We start from the raw sequence: 12,218 nt of genomic DNA on the forward strand, positions 1-12,218 counted from the left end.
AGGAACGGGTCGATCAGCTGGCCGTGAGCCGGACCGACTTGATCGAGGCCGTCGACGCGGAGCGCCGCCGGATCGAGCGCGACCTGCACGACGGCACCCAGCAGCGGTTGGTCTCTCTCGCGCTCAACCTGGGGCTGGCCATGGCCACCCGCCCGGACCTGTCGGGTGATGCCCGCGAGGTGATCGCGATAGCGCACCTGGAGGCGAAGGAGGCGATCGCCGAACTCAACGACCTGGTGCGGGGGCTGCACCCGGCCGTGCTCGAAGACCGGGGTCTGGACGCGGCGTTGTCCGGGCTGGCTGCCCGCACGCCCCTGCCGGTGCGGCTGCGGGTCGATCTGGAGGAGCGGGTGGCGCCCAACGTGGAGTCGGTCGCGTACTTCGTGATCTCTGAGGCGCTGACCAATGCAACGAAGCACGCCAACGCGATGCGTGTAGAGGTGATTGTCCGTCAGGTCGGCGAGGTGCTGCGAGTGCGCGTTACCGACGACGGGCTGGGCGGCGCCGACGCCGCCGCAGGCACGGGGCTGACCGGGCTGGCCAAGCGGGTCGGCTCCCTCGACGGGGCCTTCCACGTCAGCAGCCCCGTCGGCGGGCCCACCACTATCACCGCGGAGCTGCCGTGCGCGCGGTGATCGCCGAGGATTCGGTGTTGTTGCGGGTCGGCCTGATCAAGGCACTGGAGCTGGGCGGGTTCCAGGTCGCCGCGGAAGCCGGCGATGCGGAGGCGCTGTTGGCGGCGGTGGCCGAGCACCGGCCCGAACTCGCCTTGATCGACGTCCGGATGCCGCCGGGCTTCACGGACGAGGGGGTGCGGGCGGCGATGGAGATCCGCCGGCGCTGGCCGGGGACGGCGGTGGTGCTGCTTTCGCAGTACGTGGAGGAGCGGTACGCGGCCGACCTGCTGTCTGCGAACACCAGCGGTGTGGGCTACCTGCTCAAGCAGCGGGTTGCCGATGTCGCCGACTTCGTGGCGGCGGTGCGGCGGGTGGCGGACGGGGGCACGGCTCTGGACCCGCAGGTCGTCGCCCAGCTGCTGCTGCGGCGCGACAGGGACCCGTTCGCGCGGCTGACCCCGCGCGAACGGGAGGTGCTCGGCCTGATGGCCGAGGGGCGCTCCAACGCCGGCATCTCGCAGGCGCTGGTAGTCAGCGAGAGCGCCGTGGCGAAGCACATCAACAACATCTTCGCCAAGCTCGACCTGCCCGTGGTCGACGCGGACCACCGCCGCGTCCTGGCCGTGCTGCGGTTCCTAGGAGCGTCCCGGGCCTGACTCCCCATCCGCGATCACGATCTACGGCTGAGTACGAGCACGGCTGTCGGATTTGTCACACCAGCACCCTGAAGAGCATCTTCAAGGTGGCACTGGCTCAATCAGCTGTGCACTTCGATGCAGTCGCTCCAAATTGCCGCGCCGGTGTTGGCGATGATCGCTTCGGTGCAGTAATAACCGGGCGTCATGAGGGCAGTCGGATGCGGGTTGTGCCACGTGTAGACGCTCGTGCTGTGTCCGGCAGAGACGGTGATGTTCCCCGTATTGGTGATGTGCCCGTTCGGGCCGTAGAAATCAATATAGAGGGTATATGTTTGATCGGCATCCTTGTACTGGCCCGAGATGGAAGTGATCTCGAGCCCACTTCCCACTACGGTGGTGCATTCTTCGCCACGGGGTTCCCCGGGAGGGCCGCCATAACAACCCGCCCCCGTTGCCATAGCGGTGACCGGCGCGACGAGCACCAGCATGGATGCAGCCGCGGCCGCTGCTGTGATTTTCATTGCAACACGGGGACGCATAGTTCTGACTCCAAGCTCCATTGTGGGTCCGCATACTGTCGGCAGTTGTAAGCATCCGCCCCCGACAGGTCGAAGCCCATGCAATTTCACCGGAAAAACAGCCGGAAGTTTTCGTGACTAGCTTCGCTGAGCCATCGCGACCCAGCATCGCGCCGGTGCCCAGTCTCGCCGGAGCTATGTGGTGAACCGCCCTCCCCGGCCGCAGCCCCGGCGACGGGGTCGGCATTTGCCTCGCGCGGCGCCCCGAATCGAGCCACGTAGTGCCACACGCGTTTGAGATCCTGGGGATCGTGGCTACGGCTTTGCACCGCCTCGCCGATGATCCGCGGATTGAGCAGTCCGTCGACCGCGATCCGCCGGCCCAGTGTCACGAACTGCGGGCCGCGGTAGTCGGCGTGGCGGGCCAACTCGTCCGTGGAAAGCTGGAACCCGTCGTGCCAGAGGACCTTGCACGGCAGCCTTTCGGCGAGCTCCTCGACCCTGGCGCCGCGATAGCTCGGGTCCAGAACTAGGGCCTCCACATCCCTATCCAGCCGCACCGGGCCGTGGATCTGGGCCTCGATATGGTCGTCGAGAGCGTCGACGTCGGCGGCCAGCGCCAAGGAGACAAGTTCCATGCGCTCGGCGACACCGAAGTTCGTCGGTTCCTCGTTGCTGTCCGGATAGCAAAACGTGGTACGGGCGTGCGCCTCCGCGGACAGCACGAGGTGCGCTGATCCGAAGCGGGGCGCGGCACTCATTGGCGTCTCGGCAGGGCTGCGGAACGGGTTTCTTGCGTGAGTCTCGTCGCTAGCGGGTGCGGTCGGCCTGACGCACCTGCACCCCGAGCTGACGTGCCCGGGCGTTCCAGGCGTCGGGCGGATCGCCGACGACGGTGACGTCGAGTCCTTGGCGCTTGAGCTGAAGGATCAACGGCCACGCGAGTTCGGCGAGCATGTCCGCGTCGCCCTGCAGATCCAGTGCCCATGCCTCCAGGTCGATCACGACTCCATCCCGCATCTGCGTGCCGGCTCCGCCCTCCAGGGCGCGCCGGTTGGCCTGGAGTAAGTCGGCTGGATGCGGCTGGCTGTCCGCGGTGCCGGCGGTCAGTGCGGCGACTGCGGAATGGCCGACGTCCCTAGTGACCTGTGCCAGGTCCTCCATGGTCGGCGCGATGAAGTACCCGTCGATGTCGCTTTCGAGGATGCGGCTGATAGGGCCGCGGAAGTTGGCCCCGTAGGCGTCGTCGGTGAATTCGGTGGCGAGCAGTCGGGCCTTGGGGAACATCCCGCGCATAAGTCCGATGAGAGTCGGGCTGGAGGGCGGGACCAGGACGATGTCGGCGTCCGGCCCGGCCTCGCGGATGTCGACGACGATATGGCCGGGGCCGAGTCGGTCCGCGAGTGCTTCGCGGGCGCGCCGCTTCAAGGCGATGGCCGTGACGACCACGATCGGCCGGGTCCGCGTGACCGCGCCTACTACTGCGTCACCAGCGGAAACGGCCTCGCCCTGGCGAATAGCGGGAAGACCGGTCTCGGTGGGCGTGGCGGACGGATCGACGTTCGCTTCGGCTCGTTCAGGCCTCTTCAAACGCTGTCGCGGATCGTCAGACGCCATGTGCCGGGCAACGTCTGCCGCGGCAGCGAAGTTCCCGGTGCCCGTCACCGCACCCGCTCGCCCTCACGCATCGTCAGGTCGCGGGTTCGAGACGTCTATCCAGCTCTTCAGCGACGGCCGAGCGCCTGCGCGAGTTCGTCGGCTGCCTCGCGCACCCGGGTCGAGTAGGCGGCGGCGTCCGGCTCATCGACCCAGCGTCCGAACGCGGTCCGGAAGATGGCGACGCCGACGTTCGCCAGCAGGCCTGCCGTCGGCGGGGGAGCGCCGCGCTGCCGAAGAGCCGCGTCCAGGGCGTCGGCGACGGCGGCGAATTTCGTGCGACCGCGCTCCTGCAGTTCGGTGCTGCTGTCGATGACCGCCTGTCGCTGTGCGGCGTGCGGAGCGACGCGAGCAGCCACCACGTCGCCGACTTGCTCGATCGCGCCGAGGAGGGCTTCGAACGGCGTGAGCCCGGGGTCGGCCTTCAGCACGGCGTCGGCGAGCGCGGGCGGAAGCTGATCCGAGCCGGCGAAGAGCACGTCGCGCTTGTCGGCGAAGTAGCGGGAGAACGTGCGACGCGTTAGCCCGGCGCGCTCGGTGATCTGCGCGACGGTGACATTGTCGTACCCGTGCTCCAGGAACAGCGCCAGCGCGGCCTCTCGCAGCCGGTCCTCCGCTCCCTGCTCCCAACGCGGCATAGCCGGGATTCTAGCAGTGATGACTCATTGGGACATCAGGTGCTACGGTGATGTCCCAATGAGTCATCAGCTCGGCGTATCGAGGAGTAGCACCAATGGCACTCACCGGTCAGCGCATCGTCGTCATCGGCGGCAGTTCCGGCATGGGACTGGCCACGGCCCAGGCCGCCGCGGAAGCCGGTGCCGTTGTCACCATCGCCTCCAGCAGCAAGGAGCGCATCGACGCCGCGCTCGCCGAACTCCCGGACTCGTGCGACGGCGCCGCACTCGATGTGCGCGACGAGGCGGCTGTCGCCGACCTGTTCGCCCGCGTCGGCGAGCTCGACCACGTCGTTTTCACCGCCGGCGACCAGGCGGATCGCCGCACTCTCAAAGAGCTCCCGATCGAGCAGGCTCGCCACACTTTCGACGTGCGGTTCTGGGGAGCCGTCGCCGTAGCCAAGCACGCCGCACCGCGCATCCGCCCCGGTGGCTCCATCACCCTCACCTCGGGCACCATCGGCGTGCGCCCAGTCCCGGGCGCCGCACTCGCTTCCGCCGGAGCCGCGGCCACCGAGGGCCTCACCCGCGGACTGGCCGTCGACCTCGCCCCCATCCGCGTCAACGCCGTTCGCTCCGGCGCCGTCCGGACCCCGCTGTGGAACGGCATCCCCGAGCCCCAGCGCGCAGCGGTGTTCGACAACTTCGCGCGGCGCGCTCTCACAGGTGCGATCGGTCAGCCGGAGCAGATCGCCGCCGCACACGTCTACCTGATGGAGAACCAGTTCGTGACAGGCACCGTGCTCACCGTCGATGGCGGCCTGATTCTGACCGGAAGCTGACCGCAGTGCGCCAGGACGCCGCACTATCGACTATCGGCGCGGTTGCCGGATCCGTATGTGGCCGGATCTCGGGTGACCTACGAGCGTGATCGTCGGAGCGGACGGATCCGTCGGCGCGTCGGCCTTGTTGCTGATGCGAGAGGTGTTGGTGCTCGATCCGTCGATCCGCACCGTCCAGCCCCGCGGCACGATCAGCTTGATGTTTCCCAGTCCGACCGTCGCCTCGACCACGACATCCCGGTGAGCGCAGGTCGCCTCGGTGAAGTCGATCACCATGTTCGGTACGCCGCACTCGGCGACGATCCTGCGCGGAACCGTCCACCGGCCGTTCTGCTTGACATTGCTCCCGTGCGTCTTGAGCAGCATAGTTTCCGCGCCGGGGGAGGCGAGCGCTACGGTCGGCCGTTTGTCGGGCAAGTCGGCCAACAAGGCGTCGAGCTCGCGGTACGTCTTCGCGCGGTATGCCCGCTCGAGCCGCTCATCCAGCTCGTCCAGGTCGATGCGGCCCTCGCCGGCGGCGACGCGAAGCTTCTCAGCGGCCTGCTCCCGCTCGGCATCCCCGGCACGAGGCTCCACCCCGCTCGTCGAGGCCGTCGGTTCCGGCCCCCGCTCGCCTTCGCTCATGGTGGGACTGTATCCGTACGCGGGGCCGCATACACCGCGCGTGCGTTCAGAGCACGCCGATGCCCAGATGCCCAGATGCCCAGGGCACTGCGACGCGTGGCATGTCGCCGCGAGAGACTTGGCCCATGTCCAGCGCAACCGAGGCCGTCGAGTGGCCTGAGTCGAACAACTTCTACGCCAGAGTGCCGGGCGTAACGCCGGAGACGCTGGCGGGGGAGTTCGGCCGCGCTGGTTGGGCCGTGCGCAAGGCGTCCTGGTATGAGTACGAGGTTTCCTGCGAGTGGGCAGAAATGACGTTCATGCCTGACGACGGCGTGCTGGTGGCCGGGATGGTGGCGCGTGACCGCTACGCGGATGCCGTCGCGGGGTTCGCAGCAGTCGGCTTCGCCTGCACAGCTGATCCGGAAGAGCCTTTTACGGCACCCACGAGCTAAGACCTGTTCGTGCCGCCACGTCGCTCGTGCCGGGTCAGTCCGCGCAGTCCGCGCGGACTGCGCGCTGTGCCGCGCGCCATGCTGCCACGAACTGCGTGACGCTCGCGTGGCGGTCGGCAGGATCCGCGCTCGTGGCTCGCGCCAGGACCTGATGCTGAGCCGGCGTGCCGCGGAAGGCGGATTCCTTGTCGCCCTCGTCCAGGAGGATGAGGGCTGCGCGGGCCAGGGTGTAGACCGTCGTGCGCTCGTCGACGGTCGCGCCGGGGGAGCGTTCCTCGGGTGCCAGGTAGCGGGTTGAGCCCGGCACCGGCTGCGTTCCGACGGTGTAGGGGCCGGGCCGGTAGTGGTCGAGGTCGATCAGGCGGATGGTGGCGGTAGGCGGGTCGTAGAGCATGCAGCCGTCGTAGAAGTCGACGGCTACGAAGCCCGTGGCCGCGACGGCCACGTGCGCATCGAAGATCTCGTCGATGACCCGCGCGACGGTGGGCACCGGCTGTGCCCGGAAGGCGTGGATGGGGCTGGACGGGTCGCTGCGGTCCGGCCGGTGTGAGTTGGTCGGATGGTAGAGCACCGAGCCGGCGGCCCACGGATAGACGATCCCGGCGCGCTCGCCCAGGTCGGTGAAGGCGACCGGAGCCAAGATCACCGGGTGCGCGACCGCGGTGTGCAGTCGCCAGGCGGAGCGCAGCGTCGCGGCGGTCGCGGCGTCGGGCGCAAGCTTGACGAACCAGCGCTTCTCACGGTCTGCGATCCCGTAGGAGCGGCATCCGGAGTCCTGGTCTTCGAAGGCTGCGAACACCTGCCCGAGCGAATCGAGCATGCCTCGGGGATCGCGACTGCCGGCGATCTCGGCCAGTGATGTCGTCAACGTCGGCATGCGGGACCCTCCCGATGTTTGTGCGGTCGCATGACTGGGGCTCAGGGCGTGGTGGTCAGTGCGGTCAGCATTGGGTTCAGCCGCGCGGCGAGAAGCGGGTCCGTACAGTCGAGCTCTGCTGACATCGAGAGCACGGCGGCGTTGAGCGCGCGCCGTAGTTCAGCTTCGCCCAGCGACCGCACGAGTGTCGCTTCCAGCGGCTTCGTTAGCTCCAGCGGGAGCAGATGGGCGCCTTTCGCGTAGGCCGTGGGATGGCCGAGGCGCAGGCAGGCCAGTGCGATGATCTGGTCGCGCAGTGCGCTGATCCAGTACTCGGCCTGCCACCACCGCTGCCGTTCGATGCGCGTGCGGGCGTGCAATGCGTGGTGCCAGGCAAGGCCGGCCAGGTGCTCACGATCGGGCGGGTGGCTGTAAGCGGGCTGCTCGGCGTGGCCGAAGACAGTGCGCCATGCCGGACCGCGCGGACCGAACTCGGCCTCGGGAGCGAAAGCGAGATCGACTTCAAGCCAGCCAGGAAGGAGGAACACTCGGTAGATTGTCGAGCCTGAGGGCAGGTCCCAGTGGTGCACTGCGGCGAAGTCCTGGTAGAGCCGCGTGGTCCAGCGCTGCAGAGCGTCGTCCAGCTGACTGCGAACCGAGAACGCGAGATCGATGTCGGACCAGCGATCGGCGGCGTCGAGCGCCTCGGAGCCGGTGATCGCGGCCGCCGAGATGCTCGGGTCTTCCTTCGCGGCCCTCAGTAGCCGCTCTCGGACACGCTGGCGCTCCTGGACATCGAACACCGCGCAACCTTAGCCGTCGTCGGTGCGCTGCGGGCCGAGGCAGCATCCCCGTGCATGAGCGTCTCGCCACGATCACGAGCCGATGGTAGTTGCCTAGCCGGGCATGGATGGCCACCGGACGGTCAGCACTTGGTTATGCTGATGCTAGATAACAGGCCCAACTAGCTCTCTTCAAACCAAATGTCCCGTCAGACTCCACGGCTTAAAAACCAAGCGGCCAGGGACTCAACTCCAAAGCGCGCACAGCGGTCACAGTGCCCGGACGTCGTCAGAATTCGTCTGACAACCCACGTGGGGGAGAAGGCGAGCGGCAATAGCACGTGTGGGTCAGCGCGGCGGTCCGAGGCGTAGCGTCAGCGGCTCTGCAGTATGCTCAGCGGTTGCTGTCGCTTCGAGGGGATGTGGGCGATGTCGCGGGTGGCGCGGCGGTGGTGGTCGTTGGCTGCGGGGGTGCTCGTCGCGGCGTTGGCTGGCGGCATCGCCTGGTTGGTGTGGCCGGCGGGCAAGCCGGTCTATGATCCGCCGGCGCATACTCGGCAGTACATCGCGTTCACCGCGTGCCTGTTGACCGGGCCAGCGGGCCTGGCTGATCCGCAGGCGCGGGCGGTGTGGTCGGGTATGCAGGGCGCTTCCTCGGCGACGAATGCGCAGGTCAACTACTTGTCCGTGCCTACGGGTGAGGCGGACACGGTCGGTGTGGCCACGCCTTTGGCCAACAGCCTCGTCGAACAGCGCTGCGACGTGATCCTGGCGGTGGGCGCGACCGAGGTGGCGACTGTTCAGGCCGTTGCCGCGCAGCATGCGGCGAAGCGGTTCGTGCTGGTCGGGGGCGGTAGCCCGGCGGCGAACATCGCAGTGCTGCCTCAGGCTGGTGTGTCGAGCGTCGCGTCGCGGGTGCAGAGCGTGCTGCAGGAAGCGGTCGCGGGCGATTTTCGCTCAGGCGTCGTCTCCTAGGCACCGCGCGGCCACGACAGGTGCGGCCGCCTCTGTGCGTTGTGGCAGGCTGATGCCACGTCAGCTTTTCAGGGCTTTTCAATGCTCGGCGGCTCCTTCTAGACTCAACCTCCTGCTGTGACAGGTGTGGGGTTGAAGGGGCGGGCGGGGTTCATGGGTTTCTCGCGCTCTCGTCGGCGTGCGCTGTTTTCGCGGCGTGCGGTCCGGCTCGTGGCGATCGCGGTGTTCTTCACGCTCAGCGGCGTGACGGCGATGGGGTCCGCGGACGCGGCCGCTCTGCCGCAGGCGACGGTGCGGTTCTCCGGCGTGGCGGCGTTTGTGAAGTCGCTGTTCGCCGACGCGGTGGGGATGCCGCGGCAGGCTTCGGGCAGCGCTGCGGGCGAGGGTGGCGAGGTTTCGGCGGCGGCGACCCGGTCAGGCGGCCGGCGTCGCTGACGGAGCCCGACGCGGGCGCCTCCGACCCGGCCCCCGGCGACCCCGCCGAGCCCGGCTGCCCGGCGCCGCACAGCTTCACCGGCGACACCCCGGTCCTGATGGCCGACGGCACGGCCAAGCCGATCGACCAGGTCAAGGCCGGCGACAAGATCACCAACGCGGCGCCCGACGGCACGAGCGAAACCCACACCGTCGACAAGGTCATCGTCACCACCACCGACCACGACTTCGCCGCCCTCACCCTCACCCCGCTGCGAACCACAGCCTCAGTAGGCGCGGGCACGAACGCGGACGCGGAGGCCTCAGCGGCGAACGCGCCGGGCGCCCAGGCCGCAAACGGCCTCAGCGCCCCCGCCCGCACCAAGATCGCAGGCGCCGCGCTCGCCGCGGCACTGCTGCTCGCACCCGCCGCCGGCGCAGCCGCGCAGCACCACCCCGCCGGTCCGCACAGCGAAGCGGCCCCCACCGCCAGCCTGACCACGACCTACCACCACGCGTTCTACGACGCGACCACCAACCAGTGGACCCAAGCGCAGAACCTGCGCCCGGGCGATCTGCTGCAGACCCCCACCGGCTACGCGCTGCTCGACGCCGTCCACCTCTACCACGCCGACACCACCACCTACGACCTGACCATCGACGGCCTGCACACCTACTACGTCGTCGCCGGAAACACCGCGGTCCTCGTCCACAACTGCGACACCGTTGACGGCGGAAAGTACGGGCAGATACAGCCCGCGGGCCCGGGCAGCGAGATCAACCACATGCCGCAAAACGCTTCCACGCCGATCTCGAAATACAGCGGACCAGCGATCCGGATGGATGCCGCGGACCATCGAATGCTCTATTCGACGGGTTCCAGGACCGAGTCGCGAGCATGGCTTGAGATGCAGCGAGGGCTCGTTCAATCCGGCCGGATCGACGAGGCGATGATGAACGACATCAATGACGTGTTGTCGCGTTTCCCCGGCAAATACAACAACCGAATCGCAGACATGATAGGCTCGCTCGGCGACAATCAGGCATATCAGGATCTGCGGACCGTGCCTGGCAACGTCAGCGTTCAGATGACCCTGTGGTAGCCGGAAGTGGAAACATGAGGCTGGAGCTGAATCCGCCCGTCAGTGCTGGCCCAGTGCAGATCGGCATGCGGCCCGACGACGTGACGCGAGCGCTTCGAGAGATCCCGGGCCACCTCGAGCCGGCACCCGGCGAGGCACGGCAACCAGGATTCGGTCATTACGAGTCCGGAATGTCGATCTCCGCCGGGCCGGGTCGCTCCGGTGTCGTCGAGGCGATCGAGATCTACCGCCCGACCGTCGATGTCCAGGTCGTTTATCGCGACCTCGACGTATTCAACACGCCGGCGCAAGAGGTAATTGAGCGACTGTCGGGAATGACGACTCTCAGCATCGAAGACGAGGGGCTTCTCGTTGTCGCTCCCGAATTGCTCATGTCCCTGTGGCGTCCAGTACTTCCCGAAGATGACGACGACGAGGACGGCCGTTATTTCGATTCCGTCCTCGTTGCCGCGCCGGGCTATTACGGCTGAACTTCGGATGAGGTCTGAGGGTGGATATAGGCTCCCGCAAGAGGTTGCTTGAGCGGGCCGGCCTGTCCGTCATCGACCCGGCGTGGGACGGCGCGCGAATCGCACCCATGGCTGCGTGGAAGCTGGTGATCGGCGGCGACGCGGTGCCGGCCGCAACGGTGCGTTTCGACGATGGCGGCGGGTATCTCTGCGACGTTGAATCCACGTGGAGAGAGCTGTCGGCACAGGCCGGATTGTTCGGCGAGAAGGGCGAGTTTCTCATCGGCGTCGCGGGCGTCGGTGCCGCGACAGCCCCCTGGGCGCTGGTCAAACTCAATCCCCGGTCGGATCTGGCCGGCCAGCTGGCGCCCGTTCACGGGAACCCGGAATTCGTCGCCATGGACGTCGAGAGCCGCACAGTGTGCGGTGTCACGAGCGAGGAATACGAGGTTTGGATCGTGACCGGCTCCTTCGACCAGATCGCGACCGACTGCGTGAGCTGACATTGGTCCCGCCGGGAATGCCGTCCGGAGGGACCACCGTGGTGCCGAGCAGGCTCCGCCGGGTGGTCAGCCGACGTTGCGGGGGCGGAACTGGGCGCTGATGCGCGGGCCGACCGGGCGCGCGGTCTTCGGGATCGCGTGGTCCCAGGTGCGCTGGCAGCTGCCGCCCATCACGAGCAGGTCGCCGTGGCCGACCTCGTACCGCCGGACCGGGCCGCCGCCGCGAGGGCGCAGCGCGAACGTGCGCGGCGCGCCGAGCGAGAGGATCGCGACCATGGTGTCCTGGTGCGCGCCGCGCCCGAACCTGTCGCCGTGCCAGGCGACGCTGTCGCGGCCGTCCCGGTAGAGGCACAGCCCGACGCTGGTGAACGGCTCGCGCAGTTCGGCCGCGTAGTGCGCGCTCAACTGCTCGCGGGCCAGGGCCAGTATCGGGTCGGGCAAGGCTTCGCCCTCGCGGTATCCGCACAGCAGGCGGGGCACGTCGAGGACTCGGTCGTACATGCGCCGCCGCTCCGCCTGCCACGGCAGCCGGTCGACCAGGCGTGCGAACAGGTCGTCCGCGCCGGCGATCCAGTGCGGCCGCACATCCAGCCAGGCGCCCGCGCCCAGCTCGACACGGCGCATCGACGCGTCCAGCGGACCGACGGCGACTTCGTCCGCGACGTCCAGCAACGAGCCCTGCAGCGCTCCTTCCATGTTTTGACAGTAACACCTGATCGAATGAATGTGCTAAGAGTTGCCGGTCGATTCCGGTGGCTCGGGGTGCATAACGGGCGGCGTCTGCGGGGCGTGCGGGACTGCGGGCGGCACACGGCGGACCGCGGCCACAACAGTGGGCGGCGGGCGCGCTGGGGTTCGAGAGGCCGATCGCCGGGGTGTGGGTTCGCGCGGGAGGGGACCGGATCGCGCCGGTGCGCCGGTGCGCCGGTGCGGGGGTTCGAGGGTCTAGGTTCGAGGGTCGAGGGTCGAGTGGAGCCTGCGCGAGGCGCCGATGGCAGCGCGCCGGGGGAGCGGCGTCAAGGCGCAGCATGTAAGGGCTCTGCGGGTCGATCATGGCAGCCTGACGGGGCTTTGCGCAATGTTGGTCATCCGTCCCAGTCAGTTGCCTGCCACGCCCTTCCACGCCCCGTTACCCGGCAGTAACGTGCGCCACGTCACACGTCACGAAGGGAGCCCGCGCATGCCCGTCC

General features: G+C 68.4%; 16 protein-coding genes and 1 pseudogene. 9 read left to right on the plus strand and 8 right to left on the minus strand.

Features of this window, described 5'->3' with window-relative positions; all coding sequences use genetic code 11:
• The coding region (locus VFB40_RS13140) for a sensor histidine kinase (protein ID WP_324850394.1) at window positions 1-635 on the plus strand (635 nt) is incomplete at its 5' end.
• A complete protein-coding gene (locus VFB40_RS13145; RefSeq protein WP_324850396.1) occupies window positions 623-1,273 on the plus strand; it encodes a response regulator in 651 nt (216 codons plus the stop codon). The genes VFB40_RS13140 and VFB40_RS13145, both read left to right, overlap by 13 nt.
• A 101-nt stretch (window positions 1,274-1,374) precedes the next feature.
• On the opposite strand, the gene VFB40_RS13150 is transcribed toward VFB40_RS13145, so the two are convergent.
• The 4 genes and pseudogenes from VFB40_RS13150 to VFB40_RS13165 all read right to left on the minus strand — a co-directional run bounded on the left by VFB40_RS13150 (window position 1,375) and on the right by VFB40_RS13165 (window position 4,067).
• Window positions 1,375-1,776, minus strand: a complete 402-nt coding sequence (locus VFB40_RS13150) for a hypothetical protein (protein WP_324850398.1) — start codon at window positions 1,774-1,776, stop codon at window positions 1,375-1,377.
• Window positions 1,777-2,009: 233 nt separating this feature from the next.
• Window positions 2,010-2,537: pseudogene (locus VFB40_RS13155) on the minus strand (DUF3626 domain-containing protein); the annotation flags it as partial.
• 46 nt (window positions 2,538-2,583) lie between these two features.
• Window positions 2,584-3,222 carry a hypothetical protein gene (locus VFB40_RS13160; protein ID WP_324850402.1) on the minus strand — a complete coding sequence of 213 codons (639 nt, stop codon included), beginning with the start codon at window positions 3,220-3,222 and terminating at the stop codon, window positions 2,584-2,586.
• Window positions 3,223-3,497: 275 nt separating this feature from the next.
• Window positions 3,498-4,067 (minus strand): TetR family transcriptional regulator, encoded by a 570-nt coding sequence (locus VFB40_RS13165; RefSeq protein WP_324850404.1) that lies wholly within the window; start codon window positions 4,065-4,067, stop codon window positions 3,498-3,500.
• 95 nt (window positions 4,068-4,162) lie between these two features.
• Here VFB40_RS13165 and VFB40_RS13170 point away from each other — a divergent pair, with 95 nt between their 5' ends.
• On the plus strand, window positions 4,163-4,888 hold the full coding sequence (locus VFB40_RS13170; protein WP_324850406.1) for an SDR family oxidoreductase: 726 nt from the start codon (window positions 4,163-4,165) through the stop codon (window positions 4,886-4,888).
• Window positions 4,889-4,918: 30 nt separating this feature from the next.
• Here VFB40_RS13170 and VFB40_RS13175 read toward each other — a convergent pair whose 3' ends face one another.
• Window positions 4,919-5,512 (minus strand): DUF1707 SHOCT-like domain-containing protein, encoded by a 594-nt coding sequence (locus tag VFB40_RS13175; RefSeq protein ID WP_324850408.1) that lies wholly within the window; start codon window positions 5,510-5,512, stop codon window positions 4,919-4,921.
• Between the two features lie 125 nt (window positions 5,513-5,637).
• Here VFB40_RS13175 and VFB40_RS13180 point away from each other — a divergent pair, with 125 nt between their 5' ends.
• Window positions 5,638-5,946 carry a hypothetical protein gene (locus VFB40_RS13180; RefSeq protein ID WP_324850410.1) on the plus strand — a complete coding sequence of 103 codons (309 nt, stop codon included), beginning with the start codon at window positions 5,638-5,640 and terminating at the stop codon, window positions 5,944-5,946.
• 34 nt (window positions 5,947-5,980) lie between these two features.
• Here VFB40_RS13180 and VFB40_RS13185 read toward each other — a convergent pair whose 3' ends face one another.
• On the minus strand, window positions 5,981-6,823 hold the full coding sequence (locus tag VFB40_RS13185; RefSeq protein ID WP_324850412.1) for a hypothetical protein: 843 nt from the start codon (window positions 6,821-6,823) through the stop codon (window positions 5,981-5,983).
• Window positions 6,824-6,864: 41 nt separating this feature from the next.
• Window positions 6,865-7,605, minus strand: a complete 741-nt coding sequence (locus VFB40_RS13190) for a hypothetical protein (RefSeq protein WP_324850414.1) — start codon at window positions 7,603-7,605, stop codon at window positions 6,865-6,867.
• 408 nt (window positions 7,606-8,013) lie between these two features.
• Between VFB40_RS13190 and VFB40_RS13195 the strand changes: the two genes are divergently transcribed.
• From VFB40_RS13195 to VFB40_RS13215, 5 genes are all read left to right on the plus strand, one after another.
• Window positions 8,014-8,559 (plus strand): hypothetical protein, encoded by a 546-nt coding sequence (locus tag VFB40_RS13195; RefSeq protein WP_324850415.1) that lies wholly within the window; start codon window positions 8,014-8,016, stop codon window positions 8,557-8,559.
• A 210-nt stretch (window positions 8,560-8,769) separates the two neighbouring features.
• Window positions 8,770-8,994: a hypothetical protein gene (locus tag VFB40_RS13200; protein WP_324850417.1), complete on the plus strand. Its 225-nt coding sequence runs from the start codon at window positions 8,770-8,772 to the stop codon at window positions 8,992-8,994.
• Window positions 8,995-9,092: 98 nt separating this feature from the next.
• The gene (locus VFB40_RS13205; RefSeq protein WP_324850419.1) at window positions 9,093-10,076 is read left to right on the plus strand and encodes a Hint domain-containing protein; all 984 of its coding nucleotides are present in this window, start codon (window positions 9,093-9,095) and stop codon (window positions 10,074-10,076) included.
• Between the two features lie 14 nt (window positions 10,077-10,090).
• The gene (locus VFB40_RS13210) at window positions 10,091-10,546 is read left to right on the plus strand and encodes a hypothetical protein (protein WP_324850421.1); all 456 of its coding nucleotides are present in this window, start codon (window positions 10,091-10,093) and stop codon (window positions 10,544-10,546) included.
• A 20-nt stretch (window positions 10,547-10,566) separates the two neighbouring features.
• Entirely contained in the window at window positions 10,567-11,028 is a 462-nt protein-coding gene (locus VFB40_RS13215; RefSeq protein WP_324850423.1) for a hypothetical protein, read from the plus strand.
• 66 nt (window positions 11,029-11,094) lie between these two features.
• Here the strand turns inward: VFB40_RS13215 and VFB40_RS13220 are convergent, their stop codons facing one another.
• Window positions 11,095-11,724 (minus strand): alpha-ketoglutarate-dependent dioxygenase AlkB family protein, encoded by a 630-nt coding sequence (locus VFB40_RS13220; protein WP_324850425.1) that lies wholly within the window; start codon window positions 11,722-11,724, stop codon window positions 11,095-11,097.
• Between the last annotated feature and the right edge of the window lie 494 nt (window positions 11,725-12,218).

It is taken from the genome of Actinocrinis sp., assembly GCF_035650855.1.
Lineage (GTDB): Bacteria > Actinomycetota > Actinomycetes > Streptomycetales > Catenulisporaceae > Actinocrinis.